General features: G+C 64.6%; 19 protein-coding genes. 6 read left to right on the forward strand and 13 right to left on the reverse strand.

Annotation, left to right across the window (positions count from 1 at the left end; translation table 11 throughout):
- A complete protein-coding gene (gene hpnH / locus CJU94_RS28510; RefSeq protein WP_095421949.1) occupies window positions 1-1158 on the forward strand; it encodes an adenosyl-hopene transferase HpnH in 1158 nt (385 codons plus the stop codon).
- A 124-nt stretch (window positions 1159-1282) separates the two neighbouring features.
- Here the strand turns inward: hpnH and CJU94_RS28515 are convergent, their stop codons facing one another.
- Window positions 1283-1888, reverse strand: coding sequence for an MlaC/ttg2D family ABC transporter substrate-binding protein (locus CJU94_RS28515; RefSeq protein WP_095421950.1), 606 nt, complete (start codon window positions 1886-1888; stop codon window positions 1283-1285).
- A 213-nt stretch (window positions 1889-2101) separates the two neighbouring features.
- On the opposite strand from CJU94_RS28515, the gene hpnN reads away from it, so the two are divergent.
- On the forward strand, window positions 2102-4717 hold the full coding sequence (gene hpnN, locus CJU94_RS28520) for a hopanoid transporter HpnN (protein ID WP_095422836.1): 2616 nt from the start codon (window positions 2102-2104) through the stop codon (window positions 4715-4717).
- A gap of 2 nt (window positions 4718-4719) precedes the next feature.
- The gene (locus CJU94_RS28525) at window positions 4720-5733 is read left to right on the forward strand and encodes an MlaA family lipoprotein (RefSeq protein WP_095421951.1); all 1014 of its coding nucleotides are present in this window, start codon (window positions 4720-4722) and stop codon (window positions 5731-5733) included.
- A gap of 70 nt (window positions 5734-5803) precedes the next feature.
- Here CJU94_RS28525 and CJU94_RS28530 read toward each other — a convergent pair whose 3' ends face one another.
- From CJU94_RS28530 to CJU94_RS28560, 7 genes are all read right to left on the reverse strand, one after another.
- The gene (locus tag CJU94_RS28530) at window positions 5804-6535 is read right to left on the reverse strand and encodes a phosphorylase (RefSeq protein ID WP_095421952.1); all 732 of its coding nucleotides are present in this window, start codon (window positions 6533-6535) and stop codon (window positions 5804-5806) included.
- Window positions 6536-6538: 3 nt separating this feature from the next.
- Window positions 6539-8569: a squalene--hopene cyclase gene (shc, locus tag CJU94_RS28535; RefSeq protein ID WP_095421953.1), complete on the reverse strand. Its 2031-nt coding sequence runs from the start codon at window positions 8567-8569 to the stop codon at window positions 6539-6541.
- Window positions 8566-9834 carry a hydroxysqualene dehydroxylase HpnE gene (hpnE, locus tag CJU94_RS28540; protein WP_095421954.1) on the reverse strand — a complete coding sequence of 423 codons (1269 nt, stop codon included), beginning with the start codon at window positions 9832-9834 and terminating at the stop codon, window positions 8566-8568. Before hpnE ends, shc begins: the two co-directional genes overlap by 4 nt.
- A 4-nt stretch (window positions 9835-9838) precedes the next feature.
- Complete coding sequence (gene hpnD / locus CJU94_RS28545) at window positions 9839-10687, reverse strand: presqualene diphosphate synthase HpnD (protein ID WP_095421955.1); 849 nt, start codon at window positions 10685-10687, stop codon at window positions 9839-9841.
- Window positions 10688-10946: 259 nt separating this feature from the next.
- Window positions 10947-11885 carry a sensor domain-containing diguanylate cyclase gene (locus CJU94_RS28550; RefSeq protein ID WP_095421956.1) on the reverse strand — a complete coding sequence of 313 codons (939 nt, stop codon included), beginning with the start codon at window positions 11883-11885 and terminating at the stop codon, window positions 10947-10949.
- Complete coding sequence (locus CJU94_RS28555) at window positions 11882-12505, reverse strand: chemotaxis protein CheC (protein ID WP_095421957.1); 624 nt, start codon at window positions 12503-12505, stop codon at window positions 11882-11884. Before CJU94_RS28555 ends, CJU94_RS28550 begins: the two co-directional genes overlap by 4 nt.
- Window positions 12498-12866: a response regulator gene (locus tag CJU94_RS28560; RefSeq protein ID WP_095421958.1), complete on the reverse strand. Its 369-nt coding sequence runs from the start codon at window positions 12864-12866 to the stop codon at window positions 12498-12500. Before CJU94_RS28560 ends, CJU94_RS28555 begins: the two co-directional genes overlap by 8 nt.
- Before the next feature lie 692 nt (window positions 12867-13558).
- Here CJU94_RS28560 and CJU94_RS28565 point away from each other — a divergent pair.
- Entirely contained in the window at window positions 13559-15838 is a 2280-nt protein-coding gene (locus CJU94_RS28565) for a hybrid sensor histidine kinase/response regulator (protein WP_095422837.1), read from the forward strand.
- Window positions 15839-16090: 252 nt separating this feature from the next.
- Window positions 16091-17101 carry a hypothetical protein gene (locus CJU94_RS28570; RefSeq protein WP_095421959.1) on the forward strand — a complete coding sequence of 337 codons (1011 nt, stop codon included), beginning with the start codon at window positions 16091-16093 and terminating at the stop codon, window positions 17099-17101.
- 94 nt (window positions 17102-17195) lie between these two features.
- Here the strand turns inward: CJU94_RS28570 and CJU94_RS28575 are convergent, their stop codons facing one another.
- Window positions 17196-17750 carry an NADPH-dependent FMN reductase gene (locus CJU94_RS28575; RefSeq protein WP_095421960.1) on the reverse strand — a complete coding sequence of 185 codons (555 nt, stop codon included), beginning with the start codon at window positions 17748-17750 and terminating at the stop codon, window positions 17196-17198.
- Between the two features lie 368 nt (window positions 17751-18118).
- Between CJU94_RS28575 and CJU94_RS28580 the strand changes: the two genes are divergently transcribed.
- Window positions 18119-18325, forward strand: a complete 207-nt coding sequence (locus CJU94_RS28580; RefSeq protein ID WP_095421961.1) for a hypothetical protein — start codon at window positions 18119-18121, stop codon at window positions 18323-18325.
- Between the two features lie 203 nt (window positions 18326-18528).
- On the opposite strand, the gene CJU94_RS41900 is transcribed toward CJU94_RS28580, so the two are convergent.
- From CJU94_RS41900 to CJU94_RS28600, 4 genes are all read right to left on the reverse strand, one after another.
- The gene (locus CJU94_RS41900) at window positions 18529-18690 is read right to left on the reverse strand and encodes a DUF6723 family protein (RefSeq protein ID WP_244221005.1); all 162 of its coding nucleotides are present in this window, start codon (window positions 18688-18690) and stop codon (window positions 18529-18531) included.
- A 119-nt stretch (window positions 18691-18809) separates the two neighbouring features.
- The gene (locus tag CJU94_RS28590; RefSeq protein ID WP_095421963.1) at window positions 18810-19094 is read right to left on the reverse strand and encodes a hypothetical protein; all 285 of its coding nucleotides are present in this window, start codon (window positions 19092-19094) and stop codon (window positions 18810-18812) included.
- A gap of 889 nt (window positions 19095-19983) precedes the next feature.
- Window positions 19984-20274 carry a DUF1272 domain-containing protein gene (locus tag CJU94_RS28595; RefSeq protein ID WP_095421964.1) on the reverse strand — a complete coding sequence of 97 codons (291 nt, stop codon included), beginning with the start codon at window positions 20272-20274 and terminating at the stop codon, window positions 19984-19986.
- A 133-nt stretch (window positions 20275-20407) separates the two neighbouring features.
- Window positions 20408-21784: a GntT/GntP/DsdX family permease gene (locus CJU94_RS28600; RefSeq protein WP_095421965.1), complete on the reverse strand. Its 1377-nt coding sequence runs from the start codon at window positions 21782-21784 to the stop codon at window positions 20408-20410.
- Window positions 21785-21892 lie beyond the last annotated feature (108 nt).

Here is a 21892-nt window from a genome sequence, read left to right on the forward strand (position 1 = left end):
TTGTCTATTCCGCTGCTACAGAAAGTCCGGGTCGGCGCATACATCATGCGTCAGCATCTCTCCGGCAACAAACGCTATCCGCTCGCCCTGATGCTGGAGCCGCTGTTCCGCTGCAATCTCGCCTGCAATGGCTGCGGCAAGATCGACTATCCGGATCCCATCCTGAACCAGCGCCTGTCGCTGGAAGAGTGCCTGGGCGCCGTCGACGAATGCGGCGCACCGGTGGTGTCGATCGCTGGCGGCGAACCGCTGCTGCACAAGGAAATGCCGCAGATCGTGAAGGGCATCATCGCGCGCAAGAAGTTCGTGTACCTGTGCACGAACGCGCTGCTGATGGAAAAGAAGATGGACGACTACGAGCCGAATCCGTACTTCGTGTGGTCGGTTCACCTCGACGGCGATCAGCAGGCGCACGATCACTCGGTATCGCAGGAAGGCGTGTACGACAAGGCTGTTGCCGCCATCAAGGAAGCGAAGCGCCGCGGTTTCCGCGTGAACATCAACTGCACGCTGTTCAACGACGCCGTGCCGGAACGCGTGGCCGCGTTCTTCGACACGCTGGGTCCGATGGGCGTGGACGGCATCACCGTTTCGCCGGGTTACGCATATGAGCGCGCGCCGGATCAGCAGCACTTCCTGAACCGCGACAAGACCAAGCAACTGTTCCGCGAAATTTTCAAGCGCGGCAACAACGGCAAGAACTGGTCGTTCAGCCAGTCGGGCATGTTCCTCGACTTCCTGGCCGGCAATCAGACGTACGAGTGCACGCCGTGGGGCAACCCGGCACGTACCGTGTTCGGCTGGCAAAAGCCGTGCTATCTGGTCGGCGAAGGTTACGTGAAGACCTTCAAGGAACTGATGGAAACCACGCAGTGGGAGAAGTACGGCACGGGTAACTACGAGAAGTGCGCCGACTGCATGGTTCACTGCGGTTTCGAAGCGACCGCCGTGATGGATACGGTGGCGCATCCGCTGAAGGCGCTGAAGGTCAGCCTGCGCGGACCGAAGACGTCGGGCGCTTTCACGAAGGACATTCCTCTGGATAAGCAACGTCCGGCCGAATATGTCTTCTCCCGCCACGTCGAGATCAAGCTGGAAGAGATCAAGGTTTCCGGCAAGGGCAAGAAAGTGCAGCAGACGGCTACTGCAGCAAACTGAGCGGTCGACGACGGCGGGCTCGCGCCGCCGTTGATCGCCAGTTAAAAAAAAGCGCGGTGGATAGCCACCGCGCTTTTTTTACGCCTCATGCCTCATGCCTCACGTCTCACGAGCCGACCAACCGTCAGCCCGCGCTGCGCGAGTTGTGCGCGGTCAAAAACTTGATCAGCCCGTCGATACCGCCTTTTGCGATCTGATCCGCAAACTGCGTCTGATACACCTGGATAAGCCACGCGCCCATCATGTTGATGTCGTAGACCTTCCAGCCAGCGGGATCTTTGACCATGCGATAGTCGATCGCGTCGTCGCCGCCATTGCTGAGCACGTGCGATTGCACGACGACGTCTTTCGCGCCGGCCGGCACGGTGGTCGGCAGAAAGTTGAACTTCACGTCCTGGTCGCGCAGTTGCGACAGCGAGGCAGCGTAGGTGCGCGTAAGCAGCAGCGTAAACTGCTCGTACAGTTGCTTTTGCTGTTCGGGCGACGCAGTGCTCCAGGCTTTGCCTACCGCGATCCGCGTGGTGCGCTGGAAGTCGGTGGCCGGCAGGAAGCGCGACTGGACCAGTTGGGTGATCTTCGCCATGTCGCCGCCGCGCGCCTGCGGGTCAGCCCTCATGGCGGCCACCGTGCCCTCGACGGCACTTTTTACCACCGCGTCGGGCGCGCTTTGCGCATATGCCGCCGTGGATACGACGGCCGCGGCCAGAAAAGCAGACAGATAACGTTTCATACGCTCGACAGAACCTGAAAGAAGGAAACGCCGCCAGGCTTGCAAGCAGGCGGCGAAAGCAGGATAGACCAGTATACCGACAATGCGTTCCCGCCCCAAAGCACCCCTGCGGGAGCCGCGCTTGCTAGCGAACCGGAGCCTGATCGCCCGGGCTCTGTATACTTGTGCACTTTCGTCAAAAACAACACCCGTGATAAGGCCACCTTCGCCTACATGCTGAAGTCATCTATTGTCCGTCTCGTCGCCTATTCAGTGCGTCATCCGCTGCGGATCGTCGCGGTGTCGTTCGTGCTCGCCGTTCTGAGCGGCGTCTACGTTATTCATAACTTCAAGATCAACACGGACATCAGCCGTCTGATCGAGACCGACAAGCAATGGTCCGCCCTCGATCACGCCATGGACGAAGCCTTCCCCGATCGCGGCCAGACCGTGCTGGTGGTCGTCGAAGCGCGCGCGCCGGAATTCGCCGACGCCGCCGCGCAGGCCCTGACCGCCGCGCTCAAGGCGGACCCCAAGGAGTTCGTGGCGGTTTCGCAGCCGGCCGGCGGCCCGTTCTTCGAACACAACGGCCTGCTGTTTCCGTCGGTCGACGAGGTGATGTCGACCACCTCGCAGCTCGTGCAGTCGCGCCCGCTCGTCAACGCCCTCGCCCACGATCCCAGCCTGACCGGCCTCGCCGGCACCCTCACCACGAGCCTGCTGCTACCGCTGCAGATCGGTCAGGTGAAGCTCGGCGACATGAGCCATCTGCTGACGCAAAGCGCGACCACACTCGACCGTGTGCTGGCCGGCCAGCCGGCCTCCTTCTCGTGGCGCGCGCTGGTCGACAGGAGCGCGGCCACGGAGCCGGCGCGCGCCTTCGTCATCGTGCAGCCGGTCGTGAACTACGACGCGCTGGAGCCGGGCGCGACGGCATCGAAGTCGATCCGCGACACCGCCGCGGCGCTGCACCTCGACGCGCGCTATGGCGCCACCGTTCGTCTGACCGGCGAACAACCGCTCGCTGACGAAGAATTCGCGTCGGTCAAGGACGGCGCGGTGCTCAACGGCATCGGCACCTTCATCGTCGTGCTGATCATTTTGTGGCTGGCGCTGCGCTCGGGCCGCATGATCGCCGCAGTGTTCATCACGCTGTTCGTCGGGCTCGCCATCACCGCGGCGCTCGGCCTGCTGCTGGTGGGCGCGCTCAATATGATTTCGGTCGCCTTCATGGTGTTGTTCGTCGGGCTCGGGGTCGATTTCGGCGTGCAGTTCGGCGTCAAGTATCGTGAGGAACGCAATCGCGACAACCGTCTGTCCGCCGCCCTCATGCATACGTCGCACAGCATTGGCGTGCCGCTCACGCTCGCCGCGGTTGCGGTCGCGCTGAGCTTCTTCTCGTTCCTGCCGACGGCTTACCGCGGCGTGTCCGAGTTGGGCGAAATCGCGGGCGTCGGCATGTTCGTCGCGTACTTCACCAACATGACGCTGCTGCCGGCCCTGCTGAAGATCTTCAATCCGCCGGGCGAAGCGGCTTCGCCGGGTTTCAAGCAACTCGCCCCGGTCGACGATTTCCTCGGCCGCCATCGCAAGCCGGTGCTGATCGGCACGCTCATCGTCGTGATCGGCGCCACGCCGTTGCTCACGCATTTGCGCTTCGACTTCAACCCGTTTCATTTGAAGGACCCGCACACGGAATCGATGGCGACGCTCGCGTCCCTGAAGGATTCCCCGGAAGCCGCGGTCAACAACGTGCATGTGCTGGCGCCGTCGCTCGCCGACGCCGACCGCATCGCCACGCGTCTGCGCGCCTTGCCGGAAGTGGGCCGCGTCAATACGCTCGACACGTACGTGCCCGCCGATCAGCAGCAGAAGCTGATGCTGATCGCGAGCGCCGCGCAGCAACTGCTGCCCGCGCTGCAGCAACAGCCCGCGCAACAGGCAACGGACGCGGTGCGCGTCGCCGCGCTCAAGCGCGCGTCGAACCAGCTCTCGCTCGCCGCCGACGATCACCCGGGTCCGGGCGCCGCCGAAGCCAAGCATCTATCGGCCACACTACAGAAGCTGGCCGCCGCCGATGCCGCCACGCGCGATCGCGCGGAAACCGCGATGTCCGGCACGCTGCGCATCGCGCTGAGCCAGTTGGCCAACTTGCTGCAGCCGACTGAAATCACGCGCGACAATCTGCCCAAGGAAATCTCCGCAGGCTGGGTATCGAAGGACGGCCGCGCCCTCGTCGACATCTCGCCGAAGGTGAAAGCCGGCACCGATCCTAACGACGACGCCATGCTCGCCCGCTTCGCCCATGCGGTGAAGAAGGCGGAGCCGGGCGCGATCGGCGGCCCGATTTCGATCCTGCATTCGGCCGACACCATCATCAAGGCGTTTCTGCAGGCGGCCGCCTATGCGCTCGTGTCGATTGCGATCCTGCTGTGGATCGCGCTGCGGCGTCTCGGCGACATGCTGCGCACGCTGGTTCCGCTGCTGGTCTCCGCGCTCGTGACGCTCGAGCTGTGCGTGGTATTCGGCATGCCGCTGAACTTTGCGAATATCATCGCGCTGCCGCTAATGCTCGGGGTCGGCGTGGCGTTCAAGATTTACTTCGTGATGGCGTGGCGCCACGGCCAGACCGGCCTCCTCCAGTCGAGCCTGACGCACGCTGTGCTGTTCAGCGCGGCGACCACGGCAACGGCGTTCGGCAGCCTGTGGCTCTCGCACCATCCGGGTACTTCCAGTATGGGGCGCCTGTTGGCGCTCTCGTTGTTCTGCACGTTGATCGGCGCCGTGGTTTTTCAACCCGTGCTGATGGGAAAGCCGCGCGCACGTCGCGCGAAGCAAAAAGGAATATGAGCATGAAGCTGCGTAACACCGCGCTGGCACTCGTCGCCACCGGTTTGATTTCTGGCTGCGCCACCGGCCCCGACCGCAAACCCGGTGACCCATTCGAACCGGTGAACCGCGCGGTATTCAGTTTCAACGACGGGTTGGACCGCTATGTCGCCGTTCCGGTGGCCAAGGGTTATCAGAAGGTGACACCGCAGCCGTTGCGCACGGCGGTGAGCAACTTCTTCTCGAATCTGGGCGACCTGACCAACGCGGCAAACGCGCTGTTGCAGTTGAAGATTACCGACGCGACCGAGGATTTCGTCCGTTTCGCGTTCAACTCGACCTTCGGTCTGGGCGGCCTGCTCGATTGGGCGACGCCCGCCGGCCTGCCGAAGCACCATCAGGATTTCGGGCTGACGCTGGGTCACTGGGGCATTCCGTCGGGCCCGTATCTGGTCCTGCCGCTGTTCGGCCCGAGCACGGTGCGTGACAGCATGGGGCTGATCGTCGACGTGAAGTTCAATCCGCTGAACTACATGGAACCGGCGGTGCGCAACCCGCTGTATGTGCTGCAGTTCGTGAGCGTGCGTTCCGACCTGCTCGGTGCGTCGGATCTGCTGCAACAGGCCGCGCTGGACAAGTATTCGTTCGTGCGCGACGCCTATACGCAGCAACGCCGTGCCCGTCTGCGCGGCACGAGCGACAACGCGGCGCCACTGCCGAACTATGACGATCAGGGGGATTCCGGCGCTTCGTCGGTGCCTGCCGCCGGCGCGCCGGCTGCCGGTGCGCTGCCGAATTACGCCGATCCGGGTGACGCCGCCGAAGCGCCGAATGCGGCCTCCGGCGCCGCTACAGGCGCCCCGGCAGGCGTGCCCAACTACACCGATCCAGGCGACACGCCCGCGAGCGGCGCAGCAGGCTCGACGCCGGGCGCGCCGGCCGCGGCACCCACCGGCGCTTCGGACACGGCCGCGCCGACTCCGCCCGCCGCGCCGCCGGCCGGCACGCAGCCGGCTTCAGCACCGGTGACGCAGTAGGGATTGGAAATTTGGAGGGGTGCCGCGAGTTGAACTGACACTCGCGCGGCACCCAATAGAACGAGCTGTTTCAGGCGATCGCCATCCGCAAGGCCCCGGCGTCGCGCATCGCACGCCGCGCCTCGACTAGCGAGATGCGCGCCGCCCGGGCGTCGATAGCCACCTGAATCAGCCCACCGATCTGCGACGGCTGTCGCAGCAACTCCCGCAAAATCGGCGCGAGCGCCGTGCTGCCGTCGTCGCGCAGACCGGCAGTCGCCGCGGACGGCAGCGTACGCCACGCCGGATCGACCACCGCGCGGCAGACGGCGAACGGCACGCCATGCGCGGCGGCCTTCGCGCCGGCAATATGCGACTCCATATCCACCGCCAACGCGCCATTCGAGCGATGCAGCACGGCCTTGTCGCCCGCGCTCACCAGCGGCGCGGCGACGGCCGCCATGAGACCGCGGCGCACACGCGCCGGGAACCGCCCCGCCGCCAGCGCCGCCGCGAGCCTGTCCGTCCAGATGCGATCGGTCTGCAGCCGCCCAAACGGCCCCTCGACGGCATCCGCGACGATCAGCGCGCCCGGCTCCAGGTCCGGCGCCAAACCGCCCGCCGTGCCGAAACTCACAATGCCCGAACAGCCGCGTGCGACAGCCGCGCTCAACGCGCGCTCCAACAGATCGGCGCGCGCCGCGTAGACGACTTGGACGCCTTCGCCGCGCGCGATTCGCGCCTCGAACGCCATGCCCGTCACGACGATCACGGGCAAGGAACTGCGGAGGCCATTCGCTGACGCAGTGGTCGAAAGAGACATCCGTTACATCCCGACCGCGACGCGCGTGAGACCGTTACGCTTCAGATGACGGAAGCGCGCCAGAGCCCACAGCGGGAAGAACTTGCGATAGCCGTGGTAGCGCAAATAAAAGACGCGCGGGAAACCGGTCGCGGTGAAACGCGTTTCATCCCACAAGCCATGCTCGCGCTGTTCCCGCTGCAAGTACGCAACGCCGCGCGCCACCGCTTCGTGATTGACCTCGCCGGCCGCCATCAGGCCCATCAGCGCCCACGCGGTTTGTGAAGCCGTGCTCGGCGCGCGTTCGTAGCCGTGGTAGTCGAGCTTGTAGCTCTCACCGCCCTCGCCCCAGCCGCCGTCTTCGTTCTGGATCGACACAAGCCACTGCGCGGCGCGCTTCATGCGCGGGTCGTCGTGCGGCATGCCGGCTGCATTCAGCGAACACAACGCCGTCCACGTCCCGTAGATGTAGTTCAGACCCCAGCGGCCATACCAGCTGCCGTCCGATTCCTGTTCCTTCAGCATGTAGGCGAACGCGTGTTGCGCCGGCTCGCTGCCCTGCGGCAGTTCGCCGAGTTGGGCGAGCATCGACAGACAGCGGCCCGAGACGTCCGCGGTAGGCGGATCGAGCAAGGCGCCGTGATCGGAAAACGGAATGTTGTTCAGGTAGTACTGCGTGTTTTCCGGCTCGAACGCGCCCCAGCCGCCGTCGCTGCTCTGCATGCCCACCACCCATTCGCGCGCCCGCGCGATGGCTTCGCGATCCACGTCCGATTGCGTCACCGCCGCCGAGCGATGCATCGCCATGACGACCACCGCGGTGTCGTCGACGTCCGGGTAGTAGTCGTTGTTGTACTGGAATGCCCAACCGCCCGGCCGCACGTTCGGACGGCGCGAAATCCAGTCGCCGCGCACGTCGAGAATCTGCAGCGGACGCAGCCACGCGAGCCCGCGCTCGGCGGCCTGCTCGGCACGCGCCTCGCCGGTTTCGAGCAACGCATGCGCCACGAGCGAGGTGTCCCAGACCGGCGACAGACACGGCTGGCAATATGCTTCGTCGTCCTTGATGACGAGCAGCTTGTCGATCGACTGGCGAGCAATCGCGCGATTCGGGTGATCGGCCGGATAGCCGAGCACGTCGTACATCATCACCGAGTTCGCCATGGCCGGGAAAATCGCGCCGAGCCCGTCTTCGCCGTTCAGCCGTTCATCGACGAAGGCCACCGCCTCGCGCACCGCGCGCTCACGCGTGGCTTTCGGGAACAGGCCGTCGACCGCGCGCAGCAGCATGTCCACGCCGCTGAAAAACCGGAACCAGCCGGCATGCTGATGCGGCGCCCGGTCGCGCGGGCCGGTGTTGACCGGCGCGCCACGAAACAGCTCGTCGATTCGCACGCGGCGCGGGTTGCGCGCCACCGGGCGCTTCGCGTTGAGCACGAGCAGCGGCACGATCACGGTACGCGCCCAATACGACACCTTCGACAGATGGAACGGGAACCACATGGGCAACAACATGATCTCGACGGGCATCATCGGCACGGCGCGCCACGACACCACGCCGAACAGCGCGAGCAGAATCCGCGTGAAGACGTTCACGGCTTCGGCCCCGCCATTGGCGAGGATCGCTTCGCGCGCGCGGACCATGTGCTCGGCATCGGCCGGGTCGCCGATCATCTTCAGCGCGAAGTACGCCTTGACGCTGGCGCTGATGTCGAGCGCGCCATCGGTAAAGAGCGGCCAGCCGCCGTCGGGCAACTGGATGCGGCGCAGATAGCGCGCGATCTTCTGCTCCAGCTCCACGTTCGGCGTCTCGCCGAGGTAGTGGACCAGCAGCACGTATTCGGCGGGGATCGTCGCGTCGGCTTCGAGTTCGTAGACCCAGTGGCCATCCGGCTGTTGCGCGGCGAGAATCGCATCGGTCGCGCGCGTGATCGCGGCGTCGAGCGATGCGGCGGGTGCCTCGGCCGCGACGGCTGGCGCGGGCGCATGCGGCACCGCGTCGGCGATTTCGGGCAGGACGGCGTCCAGCGGCTGGGGTTGGGATAAGTCGTTCATCGGCGTTCCATCGGTTCATTCAGCAACGTATCCGCGGCCTTCTGGCCGGAGCGGATCGCGCCTTCAATCGTCGCGGGCAGGCCGGTGGCCGTCCAGTCGCCCGCGAGCATCAAGTTGTTCCAGCGAGTGCGCGTGCCGGGCCGCAGCGTTTCCTGGTCCGGCAGCGCGGCGAATGTCGCGCGTTTTTCCACCACCACCTGCCAGGCCGGCATCGGCGCGGCAGGCAAATTGGCCGCCTGAGCCACTTCGGCCCAGACGGTGGCCGCGAGTGCTTCGGGCGGCGTGTCGAGCAGCCGCTCGGCGCCGTTCACCGTCACCGAGAGGCGCCCGTCGAAGGCGAACAGCCATTCGGCCTTGCCGTTGAGCAGCCCGGTGACCAGCGGCTGACCAAACGGCGGATCGATCGCGAAATGCACGTTGACGCTCGCCGCGAAGCGCGTCGGGGCGCGCAACCCGGGCACCAGCGTGCGTGCGATCTCCGGCGGCACCGCGAGGATCACGGCATGATTCGCTTCGAGCGCGCTGCTTTCGCCGGCGAAACGCAGCGCTTGCACGCGGCGGTTGTCGGCGGCGAATACCATTTCTTCGAGACGCGAACCCAGCCGGATCGCTGCGCCGCCATGTTGCAGCAGCCGCAACGCCGGATCCACGAACGCGCTGCCCAGTCCGTTGCGCGCGACTAGCGGCCGGCACGCGAGGCCGCCTGCCATTACGGTCTGCCGCACGATGGCGCCAGTCAGTTCCGCCGACGCTTCGCGTGGCTCGACGTGCAGCATGGCGTGAAACAATGGCCGCAGCAGGCGGTCCCACAGCGGACCGCTGCAACGCATGGTCTGCGCGACGCTGCGCCCGGGCTTGGCGAACAGCAGCGGCACGAGCGTCAGATAGTCGCCCGGCCCGGTGTTCGGCACGCGTGCGTTCGAATCGAAGATCCACCAGGGCAAGTGTCCCGGCGAAAGGCGCACGGTCCAGCGTGCCCGCGTGGCCAGATCCACGAACGGATACTCGGGCTGCGCCGGACCGGCCAGCTCGTCGGCGGCGCCGATCGCTCGTGTGTAGTTGAGCGTCGCGACGTTGCCCGACAGGACCATGTGATTGCCGCTGTCGAGCGTGGCGCCCAGCTTGGGGTCGTAATACGTACGGCAACGGCCGCCCGCCTGGGCCGCCGCTTCATGCAGCACGACATGCGCGCCGCGCCGCTGCAGCTGCACTGCGGCGGCCAGACCGGCAAGGCCTGCGCCGACCACATGTACGAGCTTTTGCATCAGCTCAGAAAAGCGCGTAACGCGCGACGATCCACAACATGCGGAGCTTCGGCTTGCGGACCTTCGTGCGCGGAATGTCGAAGCCGCGATCCAGCGTCCGTTCGAGCAGCACGCGATAGACGCCCGACATGATGCGCGGCGCGCGCACCTGGTTGCGCGGCTCGCTGTCCATGATCGCGTCGGAGGCGGCAAAGTGTTGCTTGGCCCGCTCGGCAAGCGTGGCACATACGCGCGGCAGCGACGGATCGTCGGCGATCTGCATGGGGTTCGTCACCGCAATGCCTTCGCGCGCCAGCAATTCGTGTGGCAGATAGCAGCGGTTGATGCCGGCGTCTTCGTCGATATCGCGCAGGATGTTGGTGAGTTGCAGCGCGCGGCCCAGATGGTGCGCCAGCAGTCGGCCGGGCGCTTCCGCCATCCCGAATATGCTCACCGATAGACGGCCCGCCGCACTCGCGACGCGGTCGCAATAGAGGTCGAGCGTGGCTTCATCGGGCGCGCAGATGTCGGCGGCGGCGTCCATCGCCATGCCGTCGATCATGGCGTGAAAATCTTCGCGTTGCAGATGAAACGTATGAATGTGCCGCGTCAGCGCGCGCAACGATGCGCGCGGCGCACCGGCGTAGCACGCGTCGATGTCGGCACGCCAGCGCTCGAGCGCGGCGGCGCGTTCGGCGCGCGGCATGTCGCTGTCGGCGATATCGTCGACAGCGCGGCAGAAAGCGTAGACCTGATACATCGCGTCGCGCTGCGCGGCCGGCAGAATGCGCATTGCGAGATAGAACGAGCTGCCGGATGTGGCGGCGGCGGCGTCGATTTCTGTATCGTCCACGACAAGATTGGAAACAGCCAAGACGATCTCCGCTGGAGGCGCCCGCTGAAAGGCGTTCAAGAAGTTTGATGCGTGCCCGCGAGGCAGGCGGCACGCGCGCGCGGACACGCGCGAAACACCCGGCTGGGAGGCCGGAAACGGCGAAAAGTATATCAACGTTTGCGAGATGCCGCAGTTTCCCCGACGAATAAGGGGCCCGAAGCCCGCAAGCGGAGTGCCTGGCGGCCTGCGGTGTGGCCGACCCTACGCCCTTCGCGGGGCGAAACGCCGCGGTGCGGCGTCAGACGAAGGCGACCGACCGGTTGCGTCCTTGCCGCTTCGCGCTGTAGAGCGCGGCGTCGGCTTCGTTGATGAGCACGTCGTACGAAGGCACGCCGGCGCGAGCCGACGCGCCGCCGACGCTCGCCGTCACCGGCACGCTCGTGCCCTGCACTTCGACCGGCGTGTCGGCAATCGTGCAGCGGATCTTTTCCGCCACGCGCATCGCGTCGTCGAGCGGCGTGCACGGCAGCAGCAAGGCAAACTCCTCGCCGCCGAAGCGCCCGAAGGTGTCCTGCGCCCGCACCACCTCGGCGACGCGTTGCGCCATCACGCGCAACACCGTATCGCCGACGCCGTGGCCGAACTGGTCGTTGATTTTCTTGAAATGATCGAGGTCGAACAGCAGCACCGACATATCGCCGCCGTAGCGCTGCCAGCGCGTGTATTCGTCGCGCAGGCGCGTTTCGAAGAAACGGCGGTTAGCGATCCCCGTCAGACCGTCGCGGTCCGCATACTCCTGGAGCTTCGCGACCGCTTCTTCGCGTTCGCGCTGCACGATGCTCACATGCGTGACGTCCGAGATGGTCACGCACACGGCGACCACCTCGCGCTCGCGCATGAGCGGCATGAACGTGCAGTCCTGCTGCATGAAATCGACGCCGCCGGTGATCGGCCGGTCGTGATCGAACTTGAAGAGATACGGGCGCTGCTCCCACGAACTGAACGCAAAGCTGCCAAGCTGAAAGACGCTTTCGATCTTGCGTGACAACCACACGCGCGGCAGTTCCGGGAAATGCGCATAGAGCGACTTACCGACCACCTGTTCCGGCGTCAGTCCGCTGTGATCCTGCATGAAGCGGTTCCACATGAGCACGTTCATGTCCCGATCCAGCACGAAAATGCCGAATCCGACACGTTCGACCACCAGATCGCTCAACGAGTCCACTGGCACGTTCATAGGCTCGACAACAGCGCGTCGAGCGCTCCGTTCATGTGGCGAATGGATTCTTCGGCCATCAGCATCACGAGGTGAGCGCGGAAGCTCTGGTCCTCGAGCGCGAAATTCACTTCGACCAGCAGCGCGACTTCCCACTGCAGCACGCCCGGCTGGAACACCTCGTCGAGCGTCATGGCTTCGCCGAGCAGGCCCGGCGCGGAGAAGATCGGCGTGCGGCCGAGCTGGTCGAGAATGCACGACACGCAGGCGCCCGTCAGCACATTCGCGACATCGAACACCAGTTCCTGCTGGCTCACCGTCTCGTAGGCCGAGCGCGAGTACGGATCGCTGACGAGCGCACACAGTTGCTCGACGCTGTCGCTGCGGCAGATCACCAGCGCCTCACCCTTGATGTCGGAACGAAAACCCTGGCGCACCGCGCTCACGGTGTCTTCGATCCCGGTCATCTCCCGCAGCGCCTGCGCCGCCTCGCTGACCGCCACCACCTTCACGCGCGGCACCGACAATTCGATGAACGCATCGAGCAGCCGCGCAAGACGTGTGGCGGCCTGGCCCATCGCCAGATTGGCGACCTCTTGCAGCGCGTCGCGCTGATCTTCGGTGAGGACTGGCTCAGACATACAACCCGTACTCCTTGAGGATGGGAAGTACCGCCTCGGGCGTCACGGGCTTGGCGATGAAAGCGGCAGCGCCGAGCGCGCGCACGCGCTGCTGGGCCACCGGCTGAACATCGGCGGAGACGACGATGACGAAGGTGTTCAGATCCTCATGCTGCAATGCTTCCAGCACCTGATAACCGGTCATGCCCGGCATGGTCAGGTCGAGGAACATCACCGACGCTTTGCCTTCGCGATACAGCTCGAGCGCTTCACGCCCGTTCGATGCGTAAGACACGTCGACGTCCCAGTCCGGCGGCAATGCCTTGGTGAGCACTTTGCGGGCAAGCAACGAATCATCGGCGATCACAATGGGCAAAGGCATGGGCGGGTCGGAAAGCGGAATTAGCTCTTTCGCGTTAACGGCGAAGCGAGGTGAGTTCTTTAGCGCGACGTCAGTCGGCCGGCGGCAAAGGCCGCTGAAACTGGCGGATGGGCGGAATGCGGGCGAACGGGCAGCGCGCGCGGCGAAGCGCGATGGACAGAACCGGCGGGCATGCATGAAAGCGTACGCGCACGGTGGACGACGGCGATGACCGGCATGTTCGAAGCCTACCCCGTAGATGAATCCGCGCGGCCTTGGTGGATCGGGCTGGTCTTTGGTGCGCGTCATTCCGCGAACGCCTTCCGCCATGCCTGGTAAGCATGGTGCGGCTGGGTGCCCCCGCGGCAGATGCGTCCGAACGTAGCGGACGCATTTTTATCATGGTGCCGATTCTCGAAGCAAAAAGGCGGAAAAGCAACTCGCCAATTTGACTTTCATTAAAGAGATTTTCCCGTGAAATGCTATTCTGGAAAATATGTTTGCATGTTCTGGCGGTTCTATTTGATCTTTATCCTTTTGTGTACGTTTGCGCTTCCGGTTTCGTCGCTGTTTTAAAGAACAGACGATTAAGCCGCGCCTCGGCGTCAGGGCGCCGGTTGCCGCGGTAACTTCTACCGCCGCGCGGCGTCTATCCTTCTCGTATGATGCTGAATCCCGGCCTCTGCGTTCCGAAAGACCATCGCACAATCGACATGACACAAGACCGGTTCGATCCGTCATCCGCGAGCCGCCTGTCCGCCGGCCGACAGGATAGGGCGTTATTTCCCACCGTGCCGGAACAGAATTTCCACGTGCGGCGCATGACGCTGATTGCGTTGCTGATCGTGGCGATCGTGCTGCCATGCCTGTATGTCGCGGCCATGGCGATCAGCGATCTGCGCGCGCGCGAGGCCGAAGCCACCGACATGACGCTGCGCACGGTGCGAGTGGCGGAAGAACACGCGCTGAAAGTGTTCGACATGAATGAGACGCTCGACGCGCGCATCGTCGATCTGACCGACGGTCTGGACAACAACGGCATTCGCGCCCGCGAAGCCGCCATTCACGAAAAGCTGCGCGTCATGGGCGGCGGCTACCCGCAAGTGGCCGCCGTGTCGATCTTCGGGCGCGATGGCGCTTTGCTGGTGAGCAGCCGCTATCTTCCGTCGCCGGCCATCTCGATCGGTGAGCGTGAGGATTTCATCGGCATTCGCGACGGCAAGAGCCTCGAGCATGTGTCGAAGGTCATGACCGGCCACGTCGCCGGCGAGCAGGTGTTCAACATGGGCGTCGAGCGGACCGGCGCCGACGGCTCGTTCGACGGCGTCGTCTCCGTCGCGCTGCGGCCCAGCTATTTCGACGCGTTCTATCGTGAATTGCTCGGCGGCAACGGCACGCCGATGACCATGAGCCTGGTGCGCGTGGACGGCTCAATCCTCGCCCACTATCCGCGCACGCCGCGCGAGCCCGCGGCCATGGCGCCGCAAACGCCGTTCGCCGAGGCCCTCGCGCAAGGACGCCGGGCCGGCGTCGTGCGCATGCATTCGAATGTCGACGGTGAAAACCTGATTCTTGCGTTCCGCCACGTCGGTTCGTATCCGGTGTACGTGGTGTGCGGCTATCGCGCTTCGGCGATCTGGGCGGGGTGGTACCGGCACCTCGGCGTGCTGATCCTGTCGATGTTCACGCCCTCCATCGCGCTGTGGTGCGTGATCTGGTTGTCGCTGCGCCGGCTCGGCGCCGAAGAGGAAGCGTGGGAGCGCTGGCAGGCTGAAGCGTCCATGCGCCGCTCGATCGAATCCGCGTATCGTCAGTCGCGCAAGATGGAAGCGCTCGGCACTCTGGTCGGCAGCGTCGCACACGATTTCAATAACCTGCTGATGATCCTCTCGGCCAATGTGCAGATCGCACGGCGGCGTGGCGCAAACGGACTCGACCGCGAATTGTCGGCGATGGAGCGGGCGCTCCTGAGCGGTCAGTCGCTCACCCGGCAATTGCTCGGCGTGGCCCGCAAACAACCGTTGCGCAACGAAAACCTGTCGCTCGAACGCTGGCTGCCGGCGTGCCGCGAATTGCTGCGCGCGTCGCTCGGCGCGAAGGTGTCGCTGGTGATCGATATCGGCGTCGAAATCTGGCCGATGCGCGTCGACGTCGCGGAACTGGAACTGGCGCTCATCAACATTGCCGTGAATGCGCGCGACGCCATGCCGAACGGCGGGCGCTTCACGGTGCGCGCCACCAATATCCATTTCCCGCCGGCCGATGGCTTGCCGCTGACCGGCGACTTCGTGCAGTTGTCGCTCGAAGATACCGGTGTGGGCATGGCGCCCGAGGTACTCGCGCGCGCCTTCGAGCCGCTGTTCACGACCAAGCCGACTGGCATGGGCACGGGCCTCGGCCTGCCGCAGGTTTTCGCGTTCTGCGAGCGCTCCGGGGGACTCGCCGCGATCGACAGCGCGGTGGGCGCCGGCACGTCGGTGCGCCTCTATCTGCCGCGCGCCACCGCCGAACCGGACGCCGACGTAGCGCCCGAAGCCGGTGCGGAGGTCGGCGACACGCCTCAGGGCCTGCGCATTCTGCTCGTCGAGGACAACGCGGAAGTGGCCGCCGGCACCGAAGCCCTGCTGCAGATGATGGGCCATCAGGTCACGTGCGTTTTCAACGCCGATACCGCGCTGCGCCTGTTCGACGATGCCCACGCCCGACAAGCGCGTACCGGCGAGCCGCTGCCGTTCGATCTGGTGTTATCCGACATTCATATGCCCGGCACCATGAACGGCATCGATCTGGCCGAGAAAGTGCTCGCATTCGACACCAAATTGCCGATCATTCTCGTCACCGGCTACGCGGAAGAACTCGACCGGGCCCGGCACGTCAACGTGCGCGTGCTCTCCAAGCCTTTCGATATCGGTTTGCTGGAAAAACTCCTGCAAACGATCCAGCACGACTTGACGCAGGCGGGCACCGATCCGGCGGCGCATCCGGCGGAGTAGCGCTCACGCGGGCGGCCATCGGGCGAGGTTTGGACCGCGGGTTGGCACGAGGTTTGGTATTTACCTCGGGTTGTAAAAGCGCGGCGACGCCATGCCGCGCTTTTTTTGCATGCCGCCTTCGCGCGGGCAGGCGCCAGTGGACCGGCGGGCCGATCGCGTAGGTCCGGCATGATCGTTGCGGCATGGTGTTTACGCAAGACGGAGACGCGTTTGCGCGTCGCCCGTTCCGCCTAAACACGTCGGGAGACAGCCATGCAACACACTGTGATTGGTTTATTCGACACCTATGCTCAAGCGGAAGCCGCCCGCGACGCATTGGTTCAGACCGGCTTTGGACGCGAGACGATCGAGTTGCAGGCGAATCCGGAACCCTCGGTCGGCTCCGCCACCGACGAAGTCGCCGGCTCGGGTGTGCTGGCGAATATCGAACGCTTTCTGTCGAGCCTTTTCGCCGGTGGTTCCCGCGCGCCGGACACGGCGCGCTACGCCGAAGCCGTGCGCCGCGGCGCTGTGCTCGTGTGCGTCAACGCGGCGAGCGAATCGCATGCGGAACTGGCCCGCAACACGTTCACGAGCCTGGGTGCGGCCGACATCAGCGAACGCGCGCCAGATTGGCAGGCGCAAACGGAAGCTGGCCGCGAGCATTCGGTCCTCGATGAACTCGGCATCGGCGCGGTAACGCCGGGCACGCCGCGTACGCCGAATGTGACGATGCCGGCCGCGGGCGCCGCCGCCCGGTCCGCCACGACGGCCGGTCCGCAGTACACGGTACCCCCGGGCAGCACGGACGCAGAGCCGTTCGTGCCGCCGCCGCTTGCCGAGCGCCCGCTGATCGATCCAGTCAACGAGCCGGTCAGGGATCCGCTGGTCGGCGACGTAGGTCGTAGCGCAGTCGCCGCCGGCTCGATGCCGGGTTCGGGCGCGGTCATGCAACCGTCCGAAGTCGTCTCCGAAGCGGGTCAGCCGACCGCGGGCTTGGGCGGCCAGATGCCGAACGAATATCTGGAGTATGAGGAAGATTTCCGCGCGCACTACGACGAGCAATACGCGGCCGAAAACGCGCGTTACGAAGACTACGTGCCGGCCTATCGCTACGGCGCGGAAATCGGCAAGGACATGCGTTATCGCGATCAGCCGTGGGACAACGTCGAACCGGAAGCGCGACGCCATTGGGAAACGACCTCGCCGGACAGCACGTGGGAGCGCTTCAAGCTGGCCGTGCGGCATGGCTGGGAGCGGGTGACGGGACACCACCACGTGTGAACGTGGCGAGGTGCGCGGCGGCAGGCCGTGCGGTAACGGTCCGCGCCGCCGCGTTCAGTCTGGTGCCATTGTTCCCGTCGCGGCGCTGATCGCCTCAGGAGGCGGCATGCAGTTTGACCCAAGCAACGTAGCGGTCGACGAAAGTCTGTAGAAAGTTGCGCGTGCCATCGTTCAGAATCTCGCCTTTTTCGTTGATGACGGCAGGATCGTGCTTGATGAACACTTCCGGTTGACCCAGCGTCGGGACGTCGAGATACGCCAGCACGTTGCGCAGATGCTGTTGCGCGAGCGCGGAGCCGGTCGCGCCAACCGAGGTGCCGATCACGGCGCCCGGTTTGTTGCCCCAGGAATTGGTGCCCCACGGGCGCGAGGCCCAGTCGAGTGCGTTTTTCAGCACGCCGGGTATGGACCGGTTGTATTCCGGGGTGACGAATAGCAGGCCGTTGGCGGCTTCGACGCGCTGCTTCAACTGTTTGCCGGCTTCGGGATAGTCGGCGTCGTAGTCCTGGCTGTAAAGAGGCAACGAGCCGATGTCGATGAATTCGAAGGTGAAGTCGGCTGGCGCGAGCGAAATCACCGCTTGCGCCAACTGCCGGTTGAACGACTCGCGGCGCAAGCTGCCGACGACGACTGCAATGTGATAGGCCATGATTCGCTTCCTTGTGGTGTGGCGCCCGTAGGCGCAAAAGGGTACGAGTTGTCCATCATAGGCAAAAGGCAGAGGCGCTGTGATGGCCGACGGCAAAATGCTAATCGGTGGCTATTGGGGACAGTGCAACCGGGCTGATCGACAGTGGATAACCTTGCTCTTCAAAAAGTTATCCACAGATTCACTGAATAACCTTGTGGATAAGTGGTACTTTTGCCTTGTCAATCAAGCGCGCTTTCGGTGCGGGAACTTTTGAGGCAAACGGCGGTTTGGCGCTGTATCGCTCGACGGAAAGCTGTCGTGTCCGGCATTTCTGACCGGCAATACGCGCGCAGCGAGAGCGAATTTACTTTTTGGAGAATTCAGCCATGAGCTTGAACTATGCAGGGAAGTCCCACGATGAAGCGGTGGCCGCTCGCAAGAAGGAAAAGCAGCGGGCGCAGGAGCAAGCGGGCGGAGAAATGGCCGTCGACGGCACGGAAGCGGACGCTGTACACAGCTGCGGTGAATTGTCCGAGCGCGGCAAAGAAGTCTGGCGTCGCGGCAGCGGTATGGACGGCGGTGGGAAGATCTAGGAGTTTTTGAAGCCTCCAGTCGCCGGTAGCGCGGGAGCCGTGCGTTGCGCGCCGGGGCACGGTTTTTTCCACTCTTGCGCGGTTCGCGCGGCGGATCGCCGAGGCAGCAAAAAGCGAGTCAGCCTTCGCGTAAAGGCGTCGCGGTTTCTCGCGGAAGCCAGCAGGCCGGTCTCACCACGGCTCCTCACAAAGAATAAGGCCAGTCACTCCGGGACGGCGATGTCGCCATCCACCAGCTGCCAGCCGTAGGTCTCGGCAAACAACTGCGCCGCGTCGGCGTCGTCGAAAAAGGGCATGTCAGCATGCCCCTGAAACGGGTAGATCACCCGCTCGTCGCTCAAGCGGAGCACTTTCAGCGTCGGCACAGTACCACTCGAGGTACGGCGCGAAGACGCCGTCACCTGATAATTCGCGCGGCCCGTGAGAGCCGGAAGACTCGCGCGCTGAGAACGCCTGGAAGCCGGACTTGCCATTGGCGTACGCATCAAAGTCCAGCGATCGACTGGCCAGCGACCATGCCGTCGATAACCTGCTCTGCGTAACTCGCTGAAGCAACGCGCGCGTCGCCGGCCACGCCGAACGGTGAACGGCTCGGCACGCGGAAAACGCGGCTGCTAGTCATGGTGTCGTCGGTGCCGCGCCGGCAGATTCGCACGGCGGCGTCGAAGCCCGCATCGTAGTGGCGGGCGCCATCGAGACCGCGCGGCTGGTGCGGATAGACCAGCGGATAAATCTCCAGACCTCGATAGCTTCGGATTGTATTGCTCATGGTGTTCGTCTCCGGTGAAGGCTTTCGTTGAGCGTAGCGTCCTGCCGGGCGCAATGCCCGCCGATCGCGGCGTATCCACGAAACGTGATATTGATCGACGATGCGCGCGAAGAACGGCCGTTCAGCAGGCCGGAGTGACGTCACCGTGGAGCGGGTAGGAGGAAGGGGACCCCGTTCGCCGGGGCGCTCTAATGGTGAGGCGTTTGCGTCAGGGACTGCGCAAGATGCGCAGGAGAACTGCAAGCTGTTGACCCACTGTACCACGTTAGTAGGGCGAGCGTTAAACGCATTTGCGTGTCAGGCCCGACTGTTGCTTCGGAGTGCCGCGTATCGTTTGCAGCCCGTGTGACGGGCGAGGTTCGCGGACGGTTCTCCAGACGAAAAAAGGGCGCCATTGTCGGCGCCCTTTTTCTGGTCTTGCTGGCTTCTTCGGATTAGTTGCCGAAAAACACGTTGCAATATGAAGCCGGCCCATTGCACTGTGCCGGGGTGGCAGCGTGCGCTGCGCCAGACGCCGCGGCAAACAGAGCAACTGAAGCTATCAGGACGGAAAAAATGCGTTTCATGGTACGACTCCTCTTCGGCGTTTGGTTCGCGATCGGGTGCGATCGATGGGGTGAAGAATATCGATTCAGCGCCCGCTGACAAACAGCGAAGACAGGAAGACAATTTCTTGAATAATGAAATAATCGGGAAGGATTCTTGGGGCGGCCCCCTGGATCGTGCGTTCTCCCGTTCGTGATCGCGCGCGGCGGCCGTCACGGAGAACGTCGTACGGGCAGCCGTGGGCTCGGGTGAATCGCCGGAATGGGAGCGAGTTGAGCAGGCGGTCAGCGTAGCGCGCAATGGTGCGACGGTGCGAAAGAGCGCGAGGCGTCGTCCGGCTCGTCTAGCGCTCGCCGGCGGGCGTGTCCTGATAGCGCGCGAGGAAACGTGCGTGCGACGCTTCATCGATTGAAACGGGATGCGAGGTCGTACCCGCCGGATGCTTCTCGAGTTGGGCCCGTGTGCGTATCGGCCGACGCTGAAAATTGCCGCCGCAATTCGGGCAGACATTGCGCAGCCTGGTGAGCGCACACACCTCGCAGAAGGTGCACTCGTAAGTGCAGATCATGGCGTCGGATGCGTTCGGCGGCAGTGACTTGCCGCATCCCTCGCAGGACGGTCTCAGTTCAAGCATGGTGGCTCCGCATTTCAAAACAGCAAGGCGCAGAACGGCGCCTCGCCTGCCGGACAGTGTAAGTGGCACCGGCAAGCAGGAATTGACAGCCGCGCGTCAATTCCTGCCAATGCCGCGAAAGCCTGTTTCGCCGTTACGGGAGCACCGTCCACAACGCAAACGTCAGCGCAAGGCCGACGACTGACACGATTGTCTGCAACACCGACCAGACTAGCACCGTCTGTTTCAATTGCAGCCCGAAGTACTCGCGAACCATCCAGAAGCCGGCGTCGTTCACGTGGCAGAAGAACACGGAGCCTGCGCCGATGGCGAGCGCCATCAGCGAATTGTGTGTCGTGCTCAGACCCGCGACGACCGGCGCGACGATACCCGCCGTCGTGGTAGTGGCAACCGTCGCCGAGCCCGTCGCCTGGCGCAACGCTACCGCGATCAGCCACGCCAGCAGAATCAGCGGCATGTGCGCACCGACCGCGATCTTGCCGATCGTCGTGCTGATGCCCGCGACAACCAGCGCCTGCTTCAGCCCGCCGCCCGCGCCGATGGTCAGCAGCAGCGCGGCGATGGGCGGCAAGCTCTTGCGCAGAATGCCGCCGACGCGCTCGCGTGCCATACCTCGGGACCAACCCAGCGCCACGACGGCGAACAGCACGGTGAGGCCGAGCGCGACCAGCGGCTCACCGAGGAAATTCAGCGTATTGAACAGGAACGTCTCGGGCTGAAGCAGCAGCTTGGCGACCGTGCGACCCAACATCAACACGACGGGCAACAGGATGGTGATGAGGGAGATCGCGAAACTCGGCGGCTCGCCGGTGTCTTCCCTGGCGCTGAAGAGCTCGCCCAATTCTTCCGGTTCGGCCACCTGCATACGCCTCGACAACCAGATGCCATAGAGCGGGCCCGCGAGAATCACTGCTGGAATCGCTACGATGAGGCCGAGCCCGAGCGTCAGGCCGAGATCGGCGTGCAGCGCACTCACGGCGATCAATGGACCCGGATGCGGCGGCAGAAGCGCGTGAAGCGTGGTCATGCCGGCCAGCGCAGGAATCGCGATACGCAGGATCGGTTGCTGCGAACGGCGCGCCATGACGAAGATGATCGGCACCATCATCACGAGGCCCACTTCGAAGAAGAGCGGCAAGCCGATGATCAGCGCGACCACCGCCATCATCCACGGCAGCGTGCGCGGCGTGGAGTGCCTGAGAATGGTCGAGACGAGCCGGTCGGCAGCGCCGGATTCGGCCATGAGCGCACCGAGCATGGCGCCGAGCGCGATGATAATGCCGACGTCGCCGAGCAACGCGCCAGCCCCTTTACTGAATGCACTGGCGACGGCCTCGAGCGGCAGGCCAGCGGCAAAGCCCGCAGCGAACGTGCCGACCAGGATCGACAGAAACGGCGCGAGCTTCAGTGCGCTGATGAAAACGATGATCAGTGCGAGGCCGAGCACACACGAAAGAATCAATTGGGTGTCGTGGGATGACCACGGCGCGAGCGTTGTTGTCAGAGGCACGGTGTCCCTTCGGGTCGAGAGTGACGCAGCCGCGGCCGCGAGCGGAAGACGAATTCTAGCGGGTGGTGGTGGTACGACGCAGCAAGGCTGGCGAGATCGTGGCTCTGT

Origin of the sequence: Paraburkholderia aromaticivorans (assembly GCF_002278075.1) — a bacterium.
Taxonomy (GTDB): Bacteria; Pseudomonadota; Gammaproteobacteria; order Burkholderiales; family Burkholderiaceae; genus Paraburkholderia; species Paraburkholderia aromaticivorans.